Origin of the sequence: Rhizobium grahamii (genome assembly GCF_009498215.1) — a bacterium.
Taxonomy (GTDB): domain Bacteria; phylum Pseudomonadota; class Alphaproteobacteria; order Rhizobiales; family Rhizobiaceae; genus Rhizobium; species Rhizobium grahamii_A.
Genome location: NZ_CP043498.1, coordinates 576,769 through 596,024, shown reverse-complemented (window position 1 = coordinate 596,024; position 19,256 = coordinate 576,769). Strand labels below are relative to the sequence as shown.

Here is a 19,256-nt window from a genome sequence, read left to right as displayed (position 1 = left end):
CAACAAAGGAGGCTCCAATGAGCAAGACAAACGAAAAGGAAATTCTGAAGCGAGCCGAGCGTCAGGTTGAAAACACCAGCGGCGGCGGCCACCTCGGCGGAACGTATTTCGGGCAGGAACCGGACGGCAAAACCGCATCGGCAGCCAACAAGGACGCCCGAAAAACACGGGCGAATGACGGCTGAGGCACGGTCAGTACCTGAAGCGGATCGCAGCAGTCAAATCATCGCAGCGGCTGCTTTACCGCAGCGTCGCTTTCGTAATCGGCTGCCATCCGCATTTCGCGGATGGGGCGAACGAGGTCGATCGAGCGCTGGTAATCGGGATGCGCCTTGTAGGCGGCAAGGGCCGCCTCATCGTCGAATTCACCGTAGACCACGAGGTCGACCTCGGTGCCGAGCTGGTCTGTCTTGATGTTGGTTCCGATCTCCAGCAGGCGGGCATGCGGAATTGCCGTCAGGATCGACAGGCCGGCGCGGACCTTTTCCAGTTGCTCCGCGGGCGCAGTGAAGAAGACGATATGGCGGATCACGCGGAACTCCCTGCGAAGGTCTAGCCGAAGACCCGCGCGATAGCACGCAGGAGCCAGGCCTTCAACCGCGCAAGCGGTCCTGCCGGCTCCTCGCGGCGGATCGCCGCAAGGAAGGTCTTGCCGTAGCCGGCGAGCTTTTCGGCCCGGTCGGTGCCGTTGACGATGCGGCGGGCATTGACCCAGTCGTCGGTCGCCTCGTTCAGGTGGTCGGCGAGCTTGTGATTGGCAAAGGAGCCCTGCACCATGCCTTCGATCAGGATCGAAACGGCGGCGTCCATCTCCATCGCCCGGTCCGGCTCGGCGACGAGATCGATGCCTGTCAGCTTGCTCATCGCCTCGTAGTTCCGCTTGTGGGTAAGCTGCACCAGACCGCGGCCGAGCCAGCTCTTGCCGTCTTCATCCGGCCGCCAGTAAGGGGTCTTCACCCAGGAGAGCTTGCCTGCAGCATAGGCATTCTCCAGGATTTCGATCGCCCTTGCATCCGTCGTTGCCAGCGTCTCGCGTACCGGCTGCATCGTATAGGCGGTCTCATGGTAGGCGGTCGCCAGAATGTAGGCGAGCCAGCGCGGATCGGCGTCCGCCATCCGCGTTTCCCAGAAATCGAGAATCGCCGTCATGCCCTCCACCTGCGGCTGATTAAGCGATCCCTTGAACAGGGCATCGCGCACCGTGTCGAAGAAAAAGGGCCTGTCGATGTGGATAACCATAGTGTCAGCCTCAAAAAGTGGTACGGCGTTCTGCGCCTCAATCGATTAAAATTAATTCAATCGGTTAAAGTGTTTAAGCGCCTGATTTACAGATAGTTTGAGCCGTGCCAGTGATTGACTCACCGTCACATCAAGCCCTTGGAGGAGAGCATGCAGCAGCCGGCCAACAGCAATCAGCCGACCATTCCCCAGCATGTCGTCGACCAGCTCGAAAACGAATGGCGCCAGGTTCGTCCCGAACAGCAGACGCCGCGCCCGACACAGCAGCAACCTCAACGCTAGTCTTTCAGACACCCCTCACCCGGGGTTCTCCATTTCCTTCCAGCATCAATGCCGTCAACGCCCAGACCAGCGCGTCCAGCCGGTCGGGCGAACGGCCGGATGAAAGCCCATCCGGACCGAAGTCGCACATCTGGTCCTCCAGCGCGACGAAGCGCCCGGCATGGGCAACCCGCCCCTGCTCGTAGAGTGCCGCGACCGGTTCGGCCCTCAGATACTTACCGCGCGTCGCCCGCACGGTCGAGACCGGCAGGCTCTCATCGATGCTCTTCAGCATCGATGCCACCATGTCGCCGCCCTGGTTGATTTCCGCCACCACCCGGTCCGCTGAAAAGCGCCTGTAGGCGCGCACCACCGCGCCTGCCCAGCCGGCCGGACTCGCACCCTCCACCGAACAATCGGCAAGCACGACAGCGCGCCCTGATGCCTCCAATCCGGCCACGACAATGCCGCAGCAGGATTTCGTACCGGCGGTCGCCGGCGGGTCGACAGCGACGACGATCCGCCTGATCTCGCCGGTGAAGCGGATCGTGGCAGCCTCGATCATCTCACGCCGCCAGAGCGCGTCTTCGCGATCCTCGATCAGTTCGCCGTCAAGCTCCTGACGCCCGAGCCGCGTGCCGCCGTAGCGTTGCGCCAGCGCATCGATGAACCCCGGCGCCAGATTGGCTGCGTTGGCAAGCGTGCTGATCCGCGTCAGCCGCGTTCCCGCGTCGGCAATCAATTGCTTCAGCAGCGGCACCGGCCGCGGCGTCGTCGTCACCAGCTGGCGCGGATGAGCGCCAAGGCGCAGACCGAACTGCAGCATGTCCCACGTCTCCTGGCCATGCTTCCACTTCGCCAGCTCATCGCACCACGCATAGTGAAACTGCGGACCACGCAGGCTTTCCGGATCCTCGGACGAGAAGATCTGAGCGACGGCACCATTGGGCCAGACGAGCCGGCGGCGCGAAACCTCAAATTCCGGGCATCTGCGGCGAGCGATGCGACAAATGCCGGAGATACCGTCGATCATCACCTCGCGGGCATCGCCAAGCGTTTCGGCGACCAAAGCGATGCGCAGATCGGATCGTTGGCCGGCGCTGGCGATGGCATGCACCCATTCCGCACCTGCCCGCGTCTTGCCGCAACCGCGCCCGCCAAGGATCAGCCAGATACGCCAGTCGTCCGGCGGCGGCAGTTGCTCGGCGCGGGCGTTGAATTCCCAGAGACCGGCCAGGGCTTTCCAGAGGTCGTGTCGCTCGGCCAACATCTCCGGCGAAACAACGGTATCGGGCAAGACGGCGCACTCTTCCTGCTGTCGCGGTGCGGACAGCGGTTGGGCAGTTCCCTTCAGAAGCGCGTCAGTGGTTGCGTTGATCGCCTCCATCGCCTGCCGCACCTTCGAATGTTGCGCCACGATATCAGCCATCCTTTTGCTCATGCCGCGCCAGCAACCGTGCCGCTTGCCGCTCGTCGGCAAGAGCGGCCAGGCGTTCAGCCCGGTTCGGCTTCGCGGCTTGCCCTGGCTGCCTCGTCTTCGTCGGTTGCGGGAGGGCCGTTGCGCTGCCAGTCTTCGAAGAGCTGCCGGGCGCGCGCTGTTGCTCGCTCTTCGATGCGCTTGAGAAACCTCGTCTTCGCATCGTCCAGCCCCATCGCCGTCTCGTTTTCCTCGATCGCCAGTTCCCGGTCGCGCGCGAACTGGCGTTGAAGCTGGTCGATCTTTTCCAGCGTGCGCACGATGAGCGACATCGCGTCGGTCGCGGCCTTCAGGTCGGCGCGGGCGAGTTTTGCCGCCGCCTCCTCGCCGCTTGCCGATGCCGAGGCCTCCGCCGATCTGCGCAGCTCGCGGAAGGCCGCGAACTGCTCGCGCATTTCCGCCGTCATTTCGTTCAGAAGCACCCGCAAATCTTCCGGCGCGGCGCTCGCACCGGATTTCGTTTCAAGAAAATATTCCTCGACGGCGGCCTGCACATCCGCCCGGTCCGCTAATACCGCGACCCCGGAACAGTAAGCGCGCGTCTGTGGCCACAAGCCATACAGCTCGGGCATGAAACTCTCGACATTCATCGTTGAAACCTCTGTGGCCGCGGGATCTATTCAGGGGCAACGCGCAGACAGGCCGATACTTCTGAGGTCCTGCCTTGAGTACCGCTATAGACTATCCTTGCCCGATCCCGCCTTAGATGTTCTATTTATACTCACATCAATACTTATGATCCACCACCAGGGCTCGCTGATGCTGTGGCATTTCCAAACACTGAGTACCTTGACAAAACACTGGGGGCCGCGAGCCGCTCTCTCCGTGTACGTCAATCGACAGACCACCCGGGACAGCACAGAGATCAAAAAGATCAGCATGCCGGGTGTAGAGGGCGATGTCTTCCTGAGGCCCAGATCGTCGGACTGGGACGTTCTCGGCCAAGTCTTCCTAGACGAGGAGTACAACATCAAGAGCGCCGTCCATGCCGAGGCGCTATATCGTTGCTATCAGAGTATTATCGCTGCGGGAGAAACGCCCGTCATCGTCGATTGCGGCGCAAATTGCGGATTGGCATCCATCTGGTATTCCCAAGTATTTCCGCGTACGATCATCATCGCAGTGGAACCAGAACCGGAGAACTACTCCGTGCTGTGCCGGAATGCCAAGAACCGGCCGATCCGACCGGTTATGGCCGCGATATCCGATCACCCCGGCCATATCACGCTTCACAATCCGGGGCACGGCTCCTGGGCCTGGCAGACCGTCGAGAGCGCATCCGGAGAGATCGAGGCGCAAACCATTCCCGCCCTGCTCGCCTCCGTTCCCAACGGAAGAACACTCATCGTGAAAATTGACATCGAAGGCAGCGAGGTCAGTCTTTTTCGAAGCAATACCGATTGGGTCGATCAAACCCCTCTCGTCGTCTTTGAAACACATGACCTCATGGCAACCTGGACCGGCACGGCCCACTCGGTCCTTTCCGTCCTGACGAAAGAGCCTCGGGACTATCTACAGGAGGGCGAGAATACATTTGCGTTCTCGCATTCGCTGCTCGGACCATCCGCTGCGCAGAGCGCCATATCGAGGCAATAGAGAACTCTTTGCCCGCGAGGCATCGTGGATGATTTGGTCTATCGTGCAAACACGGCCCGCGTCGAAGAACCCCGGTATTGCCGTTGCGCCCGCAACTTTCCGACTATGCCATAACCCTATCAAACGACCGTCACACCGTCAAGGATTATTTTCCTATATCCGGAAATTTTCCTCGATGCGCCGCGTTGCGTGAGTTTTTCTGATTGGCCCGAGCCTATCAGCATGTGCTAATTTTACAGCATGGATCAGGAAGAACTCGTTTCCTTTGCGCTGAGCCTGCCGGAGGCGGTCGAGAGCGCGCATCATGGCACACGTGATTTCCGCGTGCGCAGCAAGATATTCCTGACGATGCCCGACCAGGACTATTGCGTGGTGCGATTGACGCCCGACCAGCAGCACATGACGCTGGCCGTGGCGCCCGATGACACGGCTGCCGTACCGGGCGGATGGGGGCAGCGCGGTTCGACCCGGCTCTTCTACGGCAAGGCGAGCGACGAACTGGTGCAGGGTCTGGTGCGCAAGTCATGGCAGAACGCCGCGCCGAAAACCCTGCAAAAGCAGTTCGTTGTCATCCCGTCCGGCTAATCCGATTCAACGATAGCCGCTGGCATCGGCGGGTTTGCCTGCCTCCATCACCTCGTCCATGTAGCGCCAACAGTCCGGCCGAGAGCCGTCGATATCGTCAAAGCCGTAGACCTTGGCGAGCCCGCCGCTCGACAGCGACTGACCGCTCCAGCGGGCGCGATCGGGATCGGCGGCAAGCGCTGCGACTGCCCGGCCGGTGAAGCGCGGCGTCTCGGAGATGACGAAATGCGGCTGCGCCGCGGTCGCATCGCGCCAGGTCTCCTCGGTGACGCCGAAGATATCGAGCATGATTTCCGAGCGCATCCAGCCCGGTGTCAGCGCCACTGCGGTTGCGCCATGCGGCGCGAGATCCTTGGCGTGCGCCCAGGCCATGCGGATCACGCCCGTTTTCACGAGGTCATAATATGGGCAGAGGCGATAATGGGTGGCGTTGTACTCGGCGGTGCCGTCGGTCAGCTCTACCAGCAGCCCGCCCGGATGTTCGATCATCAGCGCCAAGGCGAAATGCGCGGTGATCAGATGCGTGTCGATCGCCAGCCGCAGCATGTGCAGGCCCTTGTCCAGCGAGTGCTCCCATACCGGCTTGTTCCATTCGGTGAGGTGTTCGCCGCCCCAGATATCGTTGACCAGGATATCGAGACGCCCCTGTTCGCGGCGGATGCGGGCGACCAACGCCTCGACTTCTTCGGGCACGGTATGATCGACGCGGACGGCAATCCCCTCGCCGCCGGCAGCGGTTACCATTTCTGCCGTCTCCTCGATCGTCTCGGGGCGGCCATATTCCGACTGCGCTGCCCGCGTCGTGCGACCGGTGACGTAAACCGTTGCGCCGGCGGCCCCGAGTTCCACGGCAATGCCGCGACCGGCGCCGCGCGTGCCGCCGGCAACGAGGGCGATCTTTCCTGAAAGCGCTGCTGTCACGTGTTTCTCCTTCACGCTCGAACCGATCCGATGGGTCTCGCCATTTCGCTTGAATATAAACGAACGTTCGTTCATATTCATCGCGAACGCAAGAGGAAACTTCATGCCCCGCCCCCGCACGCTTTCGGACGAACAGCTTCTCGACATGGTTCTCGGGCTTGTACATGCGGAAGGCCCGGATGCGGCAAGCTTCGGCGCGGTGGCGAAAATCAGCGGCCTTTCCGGCTCGACACTGGTGCAGCGCTTCGGCACCAAGGCAGCGATGCTCAGGGCCTGCCTGCTGCGCGCGTGGGACCGACTGGACATGGAAACGGCGCGGCTGATCCGGTCCGTTGCCGAAACGCCCGAGGGCGCCGTCGACCTGCTGACTGGACTTTCCAGGGACTACGGCGAGGATGCCGCGTCCTATGCGGAAGGCCTGCTGGTGCTAAGGGAGGATCTGCGCGACCCGGCCTTGCGGGCGCGCGGCGCGGCTTGGGGAAAGACGCTCGCGGCAGCGCTCGACCGATGCCTCGGCAAACCGCCGCTCGGGCGGCTGATGCTGTCGCAGTGGCAGGGGTGCCTGCTCTGGTGGGGCTTCGAGCCTCAGGGCTCCGTTGAAGACTATGTTCGCGGCGAGCTCGGCCAGTTCCTCCGGACGGTCGCCTAGGCTGATATCACTTGGCGGCCTCTGGCTCCTGCGCCCGCGCCTCGTCGCCGACGGTCAGCGGCCAGTCCACCACATAATCCTCGAAGTCGTCGACCTTGACCTCGGTCTCGTTGATCGTGCGACCGCGCGCCGAGATCCCGGCCACATGCACCGTCTCGGGGTCGCCCGAGACCAGCGGATGCCACCAGTAGAGATCGCGGCCCTCGTTGATCAGCCGATAACCGCAGGTCGGCGGCAGCCAGGCGATCTCGTCGACGTTTTCCTTGGTGAGCTGGACGCAATCCGGCACGAAATCCCAGCGGTTCTCGTAGCTCGAACAGCGACAGCTTTCGCCATCCATGAGCTTGCAGCGGATAGAGGTGAAATAGATGTCGCCGCTATCCCACTCCTCGAGCTTGTTGAGACAACAGAGGCCACAGCCGTCGCACAGGCTCTCCCATTCCGTCGTCGTCATCTCGGCGAGCGTCTTCGTCTTCCAGAAGGGTACGTCTTCCATCATTCCGTTCTTGCAACAGCTCTCCGCAAAATCACGTGAGAGCTTTCCATTTCTCTTGTTCTTGGCAGGCAAATCAACCAATGATTCACCCTGCGCCGGTTACTCCCGGATGCGGGCGGCAGATTTGCCATAGTTCGACATCAGGCTATCCGACGTCGAAGTGACTGATCGGGCGGGAATATAAGACGTGACGGATCCGGACAATCCAGAAAAACAGCCGCGCAAGAAACGACACTTGCTGCTGAAGATCGATTCCTGGATCGACTCCACCATCTGGAACGCCGGTTTCCGCTCCGCAGAGATCTGGGAAGACATCACCATCTTCTTTCGCCGCTTCCGCGTTCGCGGCTGGAAGCGCATCGTCTTTGAACTTGCCGGCGAAGGCCTGACCTGGGGGTCCGTCGGGGCCGTCCTGATGCTCACCCTTGCCCAGCCTGCCTTCGAGGCTACCAAGGAAGATTGGCGCAATCGCGGCGACTATGCCGTCACTTTCCTTGACCGCTATGGCAACGTGATCGGCCATCGCGGCGTCATCCACCAGAATTCGGTGCCGATCGACGAACTGCCCGACAGTCTGATCAAATCTGTACTGGCAACCGAAGACCGACGCTTTTTCAGCCACTTCGGCATCGACGTGATCGGCCTCTTCCGCGCGATCGTCACCAACGCGCAGGCCGGCGGTGTCGTCCAGGGTGGTTCGACGCTGACGCAGCAGCTCGCCAAGAACCTTTTCCTGTCGAACGAACGATCGATCGACCGCAAGATCACCGAAGCATTTCTGGCGCTGTGGCTCGAAGCCAACCTGTCGAAGAAGGAAATTCTCTCCACCTATCTCGACCGCGCCTACATGGGCGGCGGCACGTTCGGTGCGGCGGCTGCGGCGCAGTTCTATTTCGGCAAGAACATTACCGATGTGAACCTTGCCGAATCCGCCATGCTTGCCGGCCTCTTCAAGGCACCTGCGAAATACGCGCCGCACGTCAACCTGCCGGCCGCCCGCGGTCGCGCCAACGAGGTCCTCACCAATCTCGTGCAGAGCGGCCTGATGACCGAGGGCCAGGTGATTGCCGCCCGCCGCAGTCCCGCCACCGTCGTCGACCGCAACGAAGTGGAATCGCCTGACTTCTTCCTCGACTGGGCCTTCGACGAGGTGATGCGACTGTCGCCGCGCTTCCACCAGCACTCCCTGATCGTGCGCACGACGATCGACATGGGACTGCAGGGCGCTGCGGACGATTCCGTCGAAACCTCGCTGCGGGAATACGGCGAGAGCTATCACGCCAAGCAGGGCGCGATGGTGATGATCGAGAACGGCGGCGCGGTGCGCGCCATGGTCGGCGGTCGCGACTACGGCGAAAGCCAGTTCAACCGCGCGACGAAGGCGCTGCGCCAGCCGGGCTCGTCGTTCAAGGTCTACACCTATTCCGTCGCCATGGAAAACGGCATGACGCCCGACAGCGTGGTCGTCGATGCGCCGATCTACTGGGGCAACTGGAGCCCGCACAACTACGAGAACCGCTATGCCGGTCGCGTGACACTGGCAACAGCGATCGCCCAGTCGATCAACACGATCCCCGTGCGCCTCGCCAAGGAGAAGTTCGGCATCCAGCCGATCCGCGCCATGGCGAAGAACCTTGGCGTGGAATCGCCTGTGCGCGACGACGTGACGATCCCGATCGGCACGTCCGAAGTGACCGTCATGGATCAGGCAACGGCTTACGCCGTCTTTCCGGCCGGCGGCATGCAGTCTCGCCGGCACGGCATTACGCAGATCCTCGATTACGGCGGCGACGTACTCTACGACTTCGACCGGGACGAGCCTCCGGCAAAGCGCGTGCTGTCCGAGCAGGCCGATGCCTACATGAACCAGATGCTGTCGCGCGTGCCCTATGTCGGCACCGCCCGAAAGGCAGCGCTCGACAACGGCATTCTCACCGCCGGCAAGACGGGAACTACCCAGGCCTATCGCGACGCCTGGTTCATCGGCTTCACCGGCAACTACACCACCGCCGTCTGGTTCGGGAACGACGACTACACCTCGACCAACAAGATGACCGGCGGCTCGCTGCCGGCGATGACCTTCAAGCGCGCGATGGACTATGCCCACCAGGGCATCACGCTCAGGCAGATCCCGGGCGTGCCGACCCCTGCTCCGGAAAAGACGCCGAAGACCGTTGCCGCCAAACCGCCTGAAGGCAGCCCGCCGCCGCTCGTTCGTCCGCGCATGCTTTCCGTCGAATCGACGCGCATCCTCAAGGATCTCGGTGAAAAACTGAAAAACGCCCCGCCGCTGGTGACGCAAAAGGTCGCCAGCGCGGAGTGAAATCCAGGCGAAGGAAAAGTGCCGCCGCAAGGAGGCGGCTGAGCCATTCCGCCGAACCAGAATCAGTGGTAACCCTTTCAACTGATTTGTTGATCAAAGGCGCCTAGTGTTTCGATTTCCTCTTTTCATTGCGATGATCCTGACGATCGCCTTTGGCGGCGGAATTCTGGTATCCCTTTATGCGCTCGACGCCACCGCCGGCTTCGGAGCCATCAAGCTCGGCGCCTGGGAGGCCTTCCCGCAGCTGCAGACCGAGGAGGCGGATCCCTACGCAAAATCGCATCGCGCCCGCGCCGGCCGGCTGCTCTACGGGAGTGCCGAAGGGCTGATGTTTACCGCCAAGGTCGATGACGACGGAGAGCGGCTGAATGCCGACTGCAGCTACCGGATATCAGGACAAACGCCCGCAGCGCGCATCTGGACGCTGTTTACGGCTGATAATGGCGGCAGCCCCGCTTCGCTGCAGACCGGCCTGCCCGGCGCGCTCAATTCCTGGACGGTTCTTCGCAATCCCGACAGCACCTTCACGATCGATATTTCGTCGCGCGCACGACCGGGCAACTGGCTGGCCGTGCCAGCGGCAGGGACGTTTCAACTCGTGCTAACGCTTTTCGACACGCCGACAGCCGGCAGCTCCGGCGTTATCGATCTCGCCATGCCGAAGCTTCAGAAGACCGGGTGCGGCAATGCTTAGGATCCTGTTCGCACTACTGGCCGGCCTTTTTGGCGCGGCACTTCTGCACCTGGTCATCATCCTCTCCCTGCCGCACTTCACCGGCAAGGACGCAGCCACCCGGGTGGCTTCCGAGGGCGATATCGACACCTTCTACCTGCTTGGCGGCACCGACGACACCGCGGGCCTCTCGAACGACGATCCGTTCGTCCACACAGCCGTTTGTTCCTTCGATACGGAGGAGAATCCGGTACGGTTTACCGCGAAGGGTAACGTGCCCTTCTGGTCGATCGCCCTCTACGACGAGGCGTCCAACGAGATTTTCAGCATGAACGATCGGACTTCGGTGGGAGGCGCCGTCGATATCCTGATCGGGAGCCCGATCCAGCTGACGGAGCTGCGCAAGGCTTTGCCTGCAGAACTGCAGAAGACGATCCTCGTGGAGTCGGCGCGATCCGAGGGCTATGCCGTTCTGAGAACGGTGGCGCCGCAGTCAAGCTTCGACGCTGCTGCGAAGAGCTTCCTTTCCAACGCCGGTTGCGAGGAATTCGCGGCCGACGCCAATTGATCCCTACTTGACCTTCGAACGTACGGAGCGACGGGCGCTTGCACGCTTTGCGGTATCACCCAGGCGCTCGTAGCGAACGCCGGTGAAAAAGAGGATCTGCGCCTCGATCGGCGCTGTATGCTTGCGGCTCTGCGTCCGAGACAGACGGTCAGCCAATGCAACGACTTTTGCCATGCTCGTCTCCCTGCACTGCCCGAGACGGATGAACTCGTGAATCTCACCCTGTCCGCATCAACGGACCAGCGCGTCCTTTCGGGCTTCGGTTTGCCCTTGGGTCATTCGCGCCTTTCTCACGGCACGTCCTGAATACCGTGATGTGGATACCCGACGATCGCTAGCCGACCGCTTTGTTCCTTCCCGAATTGAGACATACGACAGTTAACAGATTGTTAAATTCTCGTGCTTCCATCGGCCGCCAAGGCGGTGAAGCTATAACGTCTGAACCGGCGTTTTGGTTTCAACGATTTGGAGAAAGAATCGCCCTTGAAGCCGGCGATTTATTTTAGCGCAAAATCATATACTTAGTGAGAGTTGTACCGCACGCGCAGGCGGGCGCGACGCTTGTTGCATAATTACATCACGAAAATACTAATTGCAGTCCGATTCAATTTCGATAAGGTCGGACTACCAGCCGAGGGCGAAGCTGGTGAAGTGGCATCGGGTCAATCAGTAGCCAAGGCGGGCAGGCAGATGTCTTTGTTGATCGGTTCGACATTTTCTCCTGAAGATCTCGATATTTTGCGGCACGCGCTCGATGCGTGGTGCGTCGAGCGGCGTATCGATATCAAGAGTTCGGAAGCGCAGGTTGCCGCCTCGGCAGCGCTTGATCTCTATCAGTCCGGCTTCGACGACAGCGACAAGCTTCTGCTCGCATTGCGCGACCTGAAAAGTCTCTGATCGGCCGCCTCCCCTTCTTATCCACGGGCACCCATCGCGGCTGCGCCTTTCCGGCACAAATGCTTCTGCTCTTTAGCAAGCATTAACCCTGCCCCTGTAGGATTTGTTCATAAAACCGTATGAGGTAGAGGGCGTCCCGATAACGCGTCCAGTCCTGCGGCATCCCTTTCGTTAGTTTCCAGGGTGTGTACTTGTGCGTGATCGGTTCCGAGACCTAGAGGCCCCCTCCGCCAGCCGGAAGAAGGACGTGGTTCTCATGGCGACCGTCAGCAGCTTCGAAGGATTGCAGCCTCCCACGCGGTCCGAGCTTCGCCAGTTTGCCGAACTCTTCACGCCTCTGTTCACTGCCTCGTCGCTCGAGGCACGGCGCCAGGCGGTTGCCGCGCTTTCGCAATGCCGGCAGATCCCTCAGGCCGTTGCCCTCTTCGTCGGCTCGCAGCCGATCGAGATCGCCGCACCATTTCTCACCTCTTCGCAAGCCATTGACGACGATACGCTGATCGCGATTGCCCGGATGCAGGGCAGCGCCCATTCGAAGGCGATCGTCAGCCGCGCCTCGCTGTCTCCGAAGGTAGTGGATGCGCTGGTCGGGCTTCGGCATGTCGAGCCGAAACAACCGCCCGCAGCCCCCTCCCCGTCGAACCGGCCGAGCCTGTCGTCAGCGCCCCTGTTGCCGCCGAGGCAGAGGCGACCGATCGTCGCGAGAGTGAAGAACAGATGCGCGAGCGGATTCGTCAGCTCGCCCGGCACCTCGGGGACAACGAGGGTGACCGCCTCGGCCTTAGAACCCTGTCGCCGATACAATCGGCCCTTCTCGTCCGTTTTGCGCGCAACCGCGAGGCCCTGCAATTCGCAACGGCGCTTGCCGACACGCTTTCGGCCAGCCGCTGGCTCTCCGAGCGCATCATGCTCGACATGTCCGGCCAGCAGCTCGGGACGACGCTGACCAGTGTCGGTATGGATTTTATGGATGCGGTCTTCGTGCTCGAAAAGCTCTATCCGCATCTGGCGGAAGCGCAGCACAGCGTCACGCGCGCCTGGATGCTGCTCGATGCGCTCGATCCGGAGGAATGCCACGCCCGCGTCGAAGCCTGGCGCCGCGCCGACAGCTACACCTATCTGCCGGAACAGGCAGAGCCGGCAGCCGCACAGTCGAACGCCAAACGCCCCGCCCGCCAGATCCCGGCAGCGCGCGATCTGAAGCTCGTCAGTCGCAGCAGGTAAAAGCTCTCACAAAGGGTTCTCGTTGCGGCGCGCGGTCGGCACGAGGTCACCGATCTCCTCGACTTCCAGCTCCACGATCCAGAGGTCGGAATCGAACTTACGTTCGCGGTCCAGCATGTCCCTGACATCGTCGGCAGGCCGGCGCTCAAGCCTTACCTCGAACAGCCGATCGGTACTGCCGCCATCGTCGAAGAGACTTTGGGGGGCAGGCCCGTAAAGCGTCTCCAGGCCATCACGGAAATGCTGGCGGATGAAGACGGCACCAGCCTCTTCGGTCCCCTTCTTCTCGACGGCGGCAAAGTCGCCCTTCGCGAAGACGCGGCGCAGCAGTGCGGAAACGAAAATGTCGGAGCGCAATCTCATTCGGGCGATATAGCTCGCCCTACCCGCGGCCGCAATGTGCCCGGCAAAGCCGCTCGCCTCAGAGCGCGCCGATTTCCTTGAGCTTCTTCAGGACGGTGTCGCTCGGTTCGCCGTTTTCTGGAAGGTTATAGTGCTTCTGGAAATGGCGGATCGCCACACGCGTCTGCTCGCCGGCAACGCCGTCGACGCCGACATTGGCATAGGCCATGTTGGCGAGCCCCTGCTGGATCTTCAGGACGAGGTCGACATTCGACAGGGCGGCGGACTGGGTCTGCTTGACCGGCGTCGGCGCTGTCTTCACCGTCTTTTCAGCACTGCGGATGGCAGCAGCTACCGGATCCTCGCCGGCGGCGCTGGAGGTGATGTCTCCCGACGGGCGCTCGACCGGTATCGGCGACGGACCGACTGAATTCGTCCGCAGCGCGGCAAGCACGTCAGGCGTGGCATCGCCCTTCTGCGGCATGCCTACCGTTTCCTCGAAGAAGAGGATCGCAGCGCTTGTGCGCGGGCCGATAACGCCGTCAGCGACACCGTTGTAGAGGCCCCGGCGCGAAAGCTCGGTCTGTATGTCCATCACCAGCTGACTTGCGTTCGGTGCCAAGGCGGCGACCGGCGGTGTCGAATTGGTCGTCGGGTCGCCGGCGTTTTCGTCCTGCCGCTCGATCTTGAACGTCGTGACCTCGCCGGAATGCTCTTCCGTCACAGGACGGCCGCCTAGCGCGTAAGGAAACAATGGATCGCGCGTGCGCAGGAACGGATGCGGGTGGGTGCCCGGCTGATACCATAGCGCGTTGGCGGCGACGAAGCTGAAGATGACAAGGAAGGCAGCCGAACCACCGGCAATCGACGGATTGCGGCCGATGACGCCGCCGAGCAGGCTCGCGCCTTGCAGCCCGAGGCTGCCGACGACCGTTGCGCCGGTGAGGAGCAGGCCGGGTTTCTGCCGGCCGCGCTTCCCCTTAGGCGATTTTCGCTTGCTCGCGGCCATCGAAAAGCCCCTCTTCCAAGAGACCGGCACTGGCCGGCGCAGTCTTCAATCGCGGCGGAAACTCAATGAGATCATGAGGCGCGGCTTCCGCCGCCTGTATGCCGGACCCATCCACCGCAATCGAAATCGTAATGATCGTGCCGGCACCCGGCGCGCTTGCGATCGCGAAATCGCCGCCGTGCAGCGCAACGAGGCCCTTCACCAGGGACAGGCCAAGGCCGGTGCCTTCGAAGCGGCGGGTATAGTCGTTCTGTATCTGGACGAAAGGCTGGCCAAGCATTTCGAGCTTGTCGGCCGGGATGCCGATGCCGGTATCGCTGACACAGAGGGTCAAAACGCCGTCGCGTGCGGAGGCATCGACCGAGATCGCGCCGCCCGCATCGGTGAACTTGATGGCATTGCCGACGAGATTGATCAAAACCTGCTGGATCGCGCGCTGATCGGCGACGACCTCGTCGAGACCGCGCTGGATGCGGCTGGTCAGGGACACGCCCTTGGCCTTGGCCTGCAGCCCGAGCATCGCCTCGCAGGAACGGACCGCGCCGCCGACGTCGAAGGCTTCAGGCATCAGCTCGTAGCGCCCAGCTTCGATCTTGCTCATATCCAGCATCGTGTTGACGACGGAGAGCAGATGCGCGCCGGAATCACGGACGAGCCCGACATATTCACGCTGGCGCTCGTTCTCCAGCTTGCCAAAATACTCGCCGAGCAGGATGTCGGAAAAGCCGAGGATGGCATTCAGCGGTGTGCGCAGCTCGTGGCTGACCGCGGCAAGGAAACGGGACTTCGCGTCGTTTGCCGATTGCGCATCTGCGGCGCGGTTCTGCGCTTCGACGCGCAGCTGCTGCTCGACCGAGACATCACGCAGCTGCGAGACGACGCTGAGGAGATTGCCGTCGGCATCGCGGCGCGCGGTCAGCTCCGTCCTCAGATAGGCGAACTGGCGGCTGTCACGCGAAACAGACGGACGCTCGAGGCGGAGATCGACAGTTGCCTGCTCCTCGCCCTGGCGCAGCTGATCGAGCGCCTGAAGGAAAAGGATGCGATCGGACACATGGATCTGCTCGAGGAAGCCGCGACCCTCGGGGCTGCGCATCCAGACGAGAAAATCGCGCTTGTCACGTCCACCAACGGTCGTGACGTTGCCCTGCGGATCGAAGATCAGCACGAGCCCGGCGCTGACATCCATGAAGAAGTCTTCAGCAGGCTGGCTTGCGAGACCGGAGCCGGCCAGACTCTGGCGCGACAGTGCTATGCTGCCGACGGCGGAAAACAAAAAGCCGGCGCAGACGGCCGCAACGCCGGCGGGCAGAGCCACGGCTGGCGTCGTGACGAGAGACAGGCCCGCAGGTGCGGCAACGAGGGCAGCGGAAGAGATGAGCGCAAGCCGGCGCAGGATCGAAAGCTCCCGCTGGCGCACCGATGCTGCCCCGCCTGTCCGGGAAAGCCAGCCATCGGCCGCCCGGTCCACGAGGGCCGCAGCCCGATCTCCGATGTCACTCATTACACGCACGCAATACCCGCCCAAAAGGCTCTTTAACGAGTGCCGACAATAGGCCCCGGGCGCTTAAAGAAAGGATAAGGGAAAGTCCCGCTCCACAGCCGGAAAGGGCTAAAAGTCCCATTTTGGGCCAGTCCAAAGGGGCTTTGTTTTTTACGGTTAACAGCGAGTAAGCGACGGATTTCGCTCACATTTCGGCTTTTCGTTAATATTTGTGGCGCCGCCGCCCGCCGGAAAGCTTGCAATTACAGGAGGCAGGCTCCGGCATGCTTAACGCCGATGGCTAGAATTCGACTGAAATGCGTCACAAATGTCATTCGCTACAATTTGAATTAAATTTGCCGCAAATGCCGACGAGTTTTGAAAACAGGCATTCGCAAGTTCTTTCTATGGTGAGGCCACACCGGAAGACCGGACCGATTCGGCGACAAGACCGAACGGGAAACAGGATGGGCAACGACTATGTGGTTTCTGATCAAAGGATCGTTCTGGTTCGGGCTTGTGCTCGTAGTGCTGTCTTTCTTCAGCGGCGAGAGCGCAGTGAAGAATGCCAACGAACCGACATTGCAGATTTCCGATGCCTTCGTGGCCGCAACCGGCGCCTATGACTATCTGAGCGGCCTGTGCGGCGAAAAGCCTGAGGTTTGCACCAAGGGTGCCGAAACCGTCTCGGCGCTCGGCCACCGTGCCCGTGAAGGCGCACGGGTTGCCTATGAGCTTCTCGACAATCAGTTCGGCAACGGCAAGAGCGCCGATGTCGCCTCCGCCTCCTCTTCCAAGCCGGCGGCCGCCCTTGCGCCGACGCAGGCTTCTCCCGTCGCCGCCCTGCAGGCGCATGAAGAGAAGACTGCCGCGCTGAACCAGCCGATGCCCTATCGCCCGCCTGTCGATGACGGTCAGGACGTGTCCTCGGACAACGTGACGACCGGCACCATTCCCCTGCCGACACCGCGCCCGGCCACCTGAGAATTCCCGCGGCCAGCCCGCGACCAAAGCTTGCACCGGCGACCCTCTGGGTACGCCCTGTGCCTGACGTGCCTGCCCTGTTTATTTTTCAGCTTAGTTGCTGCGCCGCGAGGATGCCCATCCTTCGCGGCGTTTCTTTTTAATGGTTCAAATCTGGCGGTCTTTCCCCTATATGAAGGTCCAATAAGGAAAGGCCCATTTGCCCATGACCACCCTCGAGCAGATTATCGACGATTTCTCCTTCCTGGATGACTGGGAAGACCGGTATCGCTACGTGATCGAACTCGGGAAGGCATTGCCTGATCTTGCCGAGGAGAAGAAGACCTCCGCGAACAAGGTGATGGGCTGCGCCAGCCAGGTCTGGCTGGTGACGCATACCGAGGGCAACCCCGACAATCCCGTCATGACCTTCGAAGGCGACTCCGACGCGCATATCGTGCGCGGCCTCGTGGCGATCGTGCTTGCCACGTACTCCGGCAAGACCGCATCCGAGATCGCGGCGCTCGACGCCTTCGAGGTATTTTCGAAAATCGGCTTGGTGGAAAATCTGTCGTCGCAGCGTTCGAACGGCCTGCGCTCGATGGTGAACAGGATCCGCGAGGAGGCACGGGTTCGGGCAGCCGCCTGAGCGCCTATCGCAAGGTCATCTCCGGCCGGTAATTCTCATCGCCCCAATGCTCGACGCGCTGCCGGCGACCGGCGGCTTTGGGCGCATAGTGTCGCGACAGGGCGAGAAGTGCTGTTCGCAGCATCAGCTTGGCGGAGCGCGCCGGCCATTGGCGTTCGCGCTCGACCGTCTCCAGCCCTTTCATGAAGCAGCAGACATCGAGGGCAACGCCCGCCAGTTCCGGACCGATCGCCTCGAGCGCTCGGTTGACGGACAGGCGAGCCGCGACGGCGCTGTCGCTGAGATCGGCCATGCCGCCTCGATCACCCTTTCCGCGTCCGGACAGGCGTGGCTCCCAGGAGGCCGTCATTCTCGGTTGCAGCTGGCCCCGCGTGAAATCCGCAAGCAGCTTCTCACCGGCGGCGAACGCCTCCTCCGGCAGGAACGGACCGCCGTTCTTGTCCTTCAGGCGGACAAGGCAAGCCAGGGGTGATTCTTCCTTGTTGATCCTGAGACGTGTCTTCGCGCCATCGACGGCGACCACCGCCTCCTCGACGAGGCGGTGCTGATCGAGGAACGCTTCCTCGCGTTCCGCCGCCGCACGCCGCAGAAAGGCGCGTCCCTCGGATGGTAGCGAGATGACGTTTTCCTGTCGGCTTAGCAGGCCACGGGCCTCGGCGGCAGCAAGTATTTCGGCGGGAACCGAATGGGACGTGCCGTCCCCGAAGGTCAGGATGACGACGCCGTCACGAACGCTCGTTTCCGCCTTGCCGCGTGCGAGCAACTTCAGCAGCCTGACGGTAGCCTTGCTCGTGGTTGCCTCACTCATGCCTCACCTCCCGATCGGAAGACGAAACCGACCGTGCGTTCGACCGTCGACACGAACTCGTCGAAGTCGGGATCGTCGCGACGGTCTTCAACGACGTGGCAGGCATGACCTACGGTCGTGCGATCCCGCCCGAACGCCCGGCCGATCTCGTGGAGCGGGATTTGCAGGGCGACATGGCAGACATACATGGCGATCTGGCGGATATGGCATGACGCACGGCGGCGGTCGCGCCGGCGCTGGATGCGCGTGCCAACCAGCGACGCCATCTCGCCTGTGATCTCCGCGCAGATCCGGCAGACGACATGACTATGCAGCGTGGCGGGCGCCGGGCTTCGACTGGATTCCAGTTGAATTGCGGTGGCAGAAACAGGGGGAGCCGCGCCCGCGGCGGGCGGAGAAACATTTCCGATCGGCATACGAATACTCCTATAAAATAGGAATTAATTCATACACCCTAGCGACCATTGGGGATGATGGAAAGAGCCCCACTGCAACTTTCCATTGTTATTCCTGATGAAATTCGCTTATGTGCGACTTTATTTGGGATTATTTTCCTCTATCACGAGTGCAGAGGCATGAAAAAAGCCGGGCATTGCCCGGCTTCTATATTCCCACTTCTGGATCGTTCAGCCGCGACCGCGCTTGCGGCGCTGGCCGAGACCCATTTCCTTGGCGAGACGCGAACGAGCTTCCGCATAGGCCGGAGCGACCATCGGGTAATCCACCGGAAGGTCCCACTTCTCGCGATATTCTTCAGGCGAAAGGCTATGGTGAGTCATCAAATGGCGCTTCAATGATTTGAAGTTGCCGCCACATTCAAGGCAGGTGATCTGCTCGTCCTGGACAGACTTGCGCACCGATACGGCCGGCTTCTGCTTTTCAACGACGGCCGCGGCTTGCTGCGGAGTCGATGTATTGCTGAGGGCCGAATGCACGTCGGAAATCAGATTGGCGAGATCGCCAACTGGCACGACATGATTGCTGACATAGGCGGCGACAATATCTGCGGTAAGCTCGACCAGCAATTCCGGCCCGCTACCGGCTGCAGTATCCGTCATGTTTCGTTTCTCCTGTTTTCATGCTCACACGGTCG

The 19,256-nt window shown here is 61.8% G+C and carries 24 protein-coding genes and 1 pseudogene; 12 read left to right on the top strand and 13 right to left on the bottom strand.

Annotated elements, in window-relative coordinates:
- Positions 1-17 precede the first annotated feature (17 nt).
- Positions 18-185 carry a hypothetical protein gene (locus FZ934_RS27715; RefSeq protein ID WP_194273751.1) on the top strand — a complete coding sequence of 56 codons (168 nt, stop codon included), beginning with the start codon at positions 18-20 and terminating at the stop codon, positions 183-185.
- A gap of 38 nt (positions 186-223) precedes the next feature.
- Here the strand turns inward: FZ934_RS27715 and FZ934_RS02975 are convergent, their stop codons facing one another.
- Both FZ934_RS02975 and FZ934_RS02970 read right to left on the bottom strand, forming a co-directional pair.
- A complete protein-coding gene (locus FZ934_RS02975) occupies positions 224-532 on the bottom strand; it encodes a Dabb family protein (protein ID WP_153269852.1) in 309 nt (102 codons plus the stop codon).
- A 20-nt stretch (positions 533-552) separates the two neighbouring features.
- On the bottom strand, positions 553-1,239 hold the full coding sequence (locus FZ934_RS02970; RefSeq protein ID WP_153269851.1) for a glycoside hydrolase family 19 protein: 687 nt from the start codon (positions 1,237-1,239) through the stop codon (positions 553-555).
- A gap of 150 nt (positions 1,240-1,389) precedes the next feature.
- Between FZ934_RS02970 and FZ934_RS28395 the strand changes: the two genes are divergently transcribed.
- The gene (locus tag FZ934_RS28395) at positions 1,390-1,521 is read left to right on the top strand and encodes a hypothetical protein (protein ID WP_274533909.1); all 132 of its coding nucleotides are present in this window, start codon (positions 1,390-1,392) and stop codon (positions 1,519-1,521) included.
- A 4-nt stretch (positions 1,522-1,525) separates the two neighbouring features.
- Here FZ934_RS28395 and FZ934_RS02965 read toward each other — a convergent pair whose 3' ends face one another.
- Positions 1,526-2,929 (bottom strand): DNA-packaging protein, encoded by a 1,404-nt coding sequence (locus tag FZ934_RS02965; RefSeq protein WP_432443599.1) that lies wholly within the window; start codon positions 2,927-2,929, stop codon positions 1,526-1,528.
- A 65-nt stretch (positions 2,930-2,994) separates the two neighbouring features.
- Positions 2,995-3,549, bottom strand: a complete 555-nt coding sequence (locus FZ934_RS02960; protein WP_246737834.1) for a hypothetical protein — start codon at positions 3,547-3,549, stop codon at positions 2,995-2,997.
- Between the two features lie 115 nt (positions 3,550-3,664).
- On the opposite strand from FZ934_RS02960, the gene FZ934_RS02955 reads away from it, so the two are divergent.
- Complete coding sequence (locus FZ934_RS02955; protein ID WP_194273750.1) at positions 3,665-4,573, top strand: FkbM family methyltransferase; 909 nt, start codon at positions 3,665-3,667, stop codon at positions 4,571-4,573.
- A 240-nt stretch (positions 4,574-4,813) separates the two neighbouring features.
- The gene (locus FZ934_RS02950; protein ID WP_113363323.1) at positions 4,814-5,158 is read left to right on the top strand and encodes an MmcQ/YjbR family DNA-binding protein; all 345 of its coding nucleotides are present in this window, start codon (positions 4,814-4,816) and stop codon (positions 5,156-5,158) included.
- Between the two features lie 6 nt (positions 5,159-5,164).
- On the opposite strand, the gene FZ934_RS02945 is transcribed toward FZ934_RS02950, so the two are convergent.
- Positions 5,165-6,079 carry an SDR family oxidoreductase gene (locus FZ934_RS02945; protein ID WP_153269848.1) on the bottom strand — a complete coding sequence of 305 codons (915 nt, stop codon included), beginning with the start codon at positions 6,077-6,079 and terminating at the stop codon, positions 5,165-5,167.
- Positions 6,080-6,182: 103 nt separating this feature from the next.
- On the opposite strand from FZ934_RS02945, the gene FZ934_RS02940 reads away from it, so the two are divergent.
- On the top strand, positions 6,183-6,728 hold the full coding sequence (locus FZ934_RS02940) for a TetR/AcrR family transcriptional regulator (RefSeq protein ID WP_153269847.1): 546 nt from the start codon (positions 6,183-6,185) through the stop codon (positions 6,726-6,728).
- A gap of 7 nt (positions 6,729-6,735) precedes the next feature.
- On the opposite strand, the gene FZ934_RS02935 is transcribed toward FZ934_RS02940, so the two are convergent.
- Positions 6,736-7,224: a YcgN family cysteine cluster protein gene (locus tag FZ934_RS02935; RefSeq protein WP_153272346.1), complete on the bottom strand. Its 489-nt coding sequence runs from the start codon at positions 7,222-7,224 to the stop codon at positions 6,736-6,738.
- Between the two features lie 187 nt (positions 7,225-7,411).
- Here FZ934_RS02935 and FZ934_RS02930 point away from each other — a divergent pair, with 187 nt between their 5' ends.
- From FZ934_RS02930 to FZ934_RS02920, 3 genes are all read left to right on the top strand, one after another.
- Positions 7,412-9,547 carry a transglycosylase domain-containing protein gene (locus FZ934_RS02930; RefSeq protein ID WP_153269846.1) on the top strand — a complete coding sequence of 712 codons (2,136 nt, stop codon included), beginning with the start codon at positions 7,412-7,414 and terminating at the stop codon, positions 9,545-9,547.
- A gap of 106 nt (positions 9,548-9,653) precedes the next feature.
- Positions 9,654-10,241 carry a DUF1214 domain-containing protein gene (locus FZ934_RS02925; RefSeq protein WP_153269845.1) on the top strand — a complete coding sequence of 196 codons (588 nt, stop codon included), beginning with the start codon at positions 9,654-9,656 and terminating at the stop codon, positions 10,239-10,241.
- Positions 10,234-10,788: a DUF1254 domain-containing protein gene (locus FZ934_RS02920; protein ID WP_153269844.1), complete on the top strand. Its 555-nt coding sequence runs from the start codon at positions 10,234-10,236 to the stop codon at positions 10,786-10,788. The genes FZ934_RS02925 and FZ934_RS02920 overlap by 8 nt, the downstream gene beginning before the upstream one ends.
- Before the next feature lie 3 nt (positions 10,789-10,791).
- Here the strand turns inward: FZ934_RS02920 and FZ934_RS27710 are convergent, their stop codons facing one another.
- On the bottom strand, positions 10,792-10,962 hold the full coding sequence (locus FZ934_RS27710) for a hypothetical protein (protein ID WP_194273749.1): 171 nt from the start codon (positions 10,960-10,962) through the stop codon (positions 10,792-10,794).
- A 516-nt stretch (positions 10,963-11,478) separates the two neighbouring features.
- On the opposite strand from FZ934_RS27710, the gene FZ934_RS02915 reads away from it, so the two are divergent.
- Together FZ934_RS02915 and FZ934_RS28530 are read left to right on the top strand one after the other, a co-directional pair.
- A complete protein-coding gene (locus tag FZ934_RS02915; protein ID WP_153269843.1) occupies positions 11,479-11,685 on the top strand; it encodes a hypothetical protein in 207 nt (68 codons plus the stop codon).
- Positions 11,686-11,878: 193 nt separating this feature from the next.
- A pseudogene (locus FZ934_RS28530) lies at positions 11,879-12,909 on the top strand (DUF2336 domain-containing protein).
- A 6-nt stretch (positions 12,910-12,915) separates the two neighbouring features.
- On the opposite strand, the gene FZ934_RS02905 reads toward FZ934_RS28530, so the two are convergent.
- The 3 genes from FZ934_RS02905 to FZ934_RS02895 are packed head-to-tail and all read right to left on the bottom strand — an operon-like array spanning position 12,916 to position 15,764.
- Positions 12,916-13,272 carry a DUF1491 family protein gene (locus FZ934_RS02905; RefSeq protein WP_153269842.1) on the bottom strand — a complete coding sequence of 119 codons (357 nt, stop codon included), beginning with the start codon at positions 13,270-13,272 and terminating at the stop codon, positions 12,916-12,918.
- 58 nt (positions 13,273-13,330) lie between these two features.
- Positions 13,331-14,260 (bottom strand): peptidoglycan-binding domain-containing protein, encoded by a 930-nt coding sequence (locus FZ934_RS02900; RefSeq protein WP_153269841.1) that lies wholly within the window; start codon positions 14,258-14,260, stop codon positions 13,331-13,333.
- A complete protein-coding gene (locus FZ934_RS02895; RefSeq protein WP_153269840.1) occupies positions 14,232-15,764 on the bottom strand; it encodes a sensor histidine kinase in 1,533 nt (510 codons plus the stop codon). The genes FZ934_RS02900 and FZ934_RS02895 overlap by 29 nt, the downstream gene beginning before the upstream one ends.
- Before the next feature lie 459 nt (positions 15,765-16,223).
- Here FZ934_RS02895 and FZ934_RS02890 point away from each other — a divergent pair, with 459 nt between their 5' ends.
- Together FZ934_RS02890 and FZ934_RS02885 are read left to right on the top strand one after the other, a co-directional pair.
- Positions 16,224-16,727 carry a DUF5330 domain-containing protein gene (locus FZ934_RS02890; protein WP_153269839.1) on the top strand — a complete coding sequence of 168 codons (504 nt, stop codon included), beginning with the start codon at positions 16,224-16,226 and terminating at the stop codon, positions 16,725-16,727.
- A gap of 205 nt (positions 16,728-16,932) precedes the next feature.
- Positions 16,933-17,355: a SufE family protein gene (locus FZ934_RS02885; protein ID WP_113363311.1), complete on the top strand. Its 423-nt coding sequence runs from the start codon at positions 16,933-16,935 to the stop codon at positions 17,353-17,355.
- A gap of 4 nt (positions 17,356-17,359) precedes the next feature.
- Here FZ934_RS02885 and FZ934_RS02880 read toward each other — a convergent pair whose 3' ends face one another.
- The 3 genes from FZ934_RS02880 to FZ934_RS02870 form a co-directional block, all read right to left on the bottom strand.
- On the bottom strand, positions 17,360-18,163 hold the full coding sequence (locus tag FZ934_RS02880; protein ID WP_153269838.1) for a DUF6456 domain-containing protein: 804 nt from the start codon (positions 18,161-18,163) through the stop codon (positions 17,360-17,362).
- The gene (locus FZ934_RS02875; RefSeq protein ID WP_153269837.1) at positions 18,160-18,579 is read right to left on the bottom strand and encodes a helix-turn-helix domain-containing protein; all 420 of its coding nucleotides are present in this window, start codon (positions 18,577-18,579) and stop codon (positions 18,160-18,162) included. The genes FZ934_RS02880 and FZ934_RS02875 overlap by 4 nt, the downstream gene beginning before the upstream one ends.
- Before the next feature lie 210 nt (positions 18,580-18,789).
- On the bottom strand, positions 18,790-19,221 hold the full coding sequence (locus tag FZ934_RS02870) for a MucR family transcriptional regulator (protein ID WP_113363308.1): 432 nt from the start codon (positions 19,219-19,221) through the stop codon (positions 18,790-18,792).
- Positions 19,222-19,256: the final 35 nt, after the last annotated feature.

Coding starts and splice junctions, on each gene's coding strand:
- FZ934_RS02890 (WP_153269839.1), top strand. CDS start 16,224: ATGTGGTTTCTGATCAAAGGATCGTTCTGGTTCGGGCTTGTGCTCGTA.
- FZ934_RS02950 (WP_113363323.1), top strand. CDS start 4,814: ATGGATCAGGAAGAACTCGTTTCCTTTGCGCTGAGCCTGCCGGAGGCG.
- FZ934_RS02880 (WP_153269838.1), bottom strand. CDS start 18,163: ATGAGTGAGGCAACCACGAGCAAGGCTACCGTCAGGCTGCTGAAGTTG.
- FZ934_RS02970 (WP_153269851.1), bottom strand. CDS start 1,239: ATGGTTATCCACATCGACAGGCCCTTTTTCTTCGACACGGTGCGCGAT.
- FZ934_RS28395 (WP_274533909.1), top strand. CDS start 1,390: ATGCAGCAGCCGGCCAACAGCAATCAGCCGACCATTCCCCAGCATGTC.
- FZ934_RS02885 (WP_113363311.1), top strand. CDS start 16,933: ATGACCACCCTCGAGCAGATTATCGACGATTTCTCCTTCCTGGATGAC.
- FZ934_RS02905 (WP_153269842.1), bottom strand. CDS start 13,272: ATGAGATTGCGCTCCGACATTTTCGTTTCCGCACTGCTGCGCCGCGTC.
- FZ934_RS02965 (WP_432443599.1), bottom strand. CDS start 2,929: ATGGCTGATATCGTGGCGCAACATTCGAAGGTGCGGCAGGCGATGGAG.
- FZ934_RS02875 (WP_153269837.1), bottom strand. CDS start 18,579: ATGCCGATCGGAAATGTTTCTCCGCCCGCCGCGGGCGCGGCTCCCCCT.
- FZ934_RS02900 (WP_153269841.1), bottom strand. CDS start 14,260: ATGGCCGCGAGCAAGCGAAAATCGCCTAAGGGGAAGCGCGGCCGGCAG.
- FZ934_RS02940 (WP_153269847.1), top strand. CDS start 6,183: ATGCCCCGCCCCCGCACGCTTTCGGACGAACAGCTTCTCGACATGGTT.
- FZ934_RS02915 (WP_153269843.1), top strand. CDS start 11,479: ATGTCTTTGTTGATCGGTTCGACATTTTCTCCTGAAGATCTCGATATT.
- FZ934_RS02960 (WP_246737834.1), bottom strand. CDS start 3,549: ATGCCCGAGCTGTATGGCTTGTGGCCACAGACGCGCGCTTACTGTTCC.
- FZ934_RS02895 (WP_153269840.1), bottom strand. CDS start 15,764: ATGAGTGACATCGGAGATCGGGCTGCGGCCCTCGTGGACCGGGCGGCC.
- FZ934_RS02920 (WP_153269844.1), top strand. CDS start 10,234: ATGCTTAGGATCCTGTTCGCACTACTGGCCGGCCTTTTTGGCGCGGCA.
- FZ934_RS02870 (WP_113363308.1), bottom strand. CDS start 19,221: ATGACGGATACTGCAGCCGGTAGCGGGCCGGAATTGCTGGTCGAGCTT.
- FZ934_RS02935 (WP_153272346.1), bottom strand. CDS start 7,224: ATGGAAGACGTACCCTTCTGGAAGACGAAGACGCTCGCCGAGATGACG.
- FZ934_RS27715 (WP_194273751.1), top strand. CDS start 18: ATGAGCAAGACAAACGAAAAGGAAATTCTGAAGCGAGCCGAGCGTCAG.
- FZ934_RS27710 (WP_194273749.1), bottom strand. CDS start 10,962: ATGGCAAAAGTCGTTGCATTGGCTGACCGTCTGTCTCGGACGCAGAGC.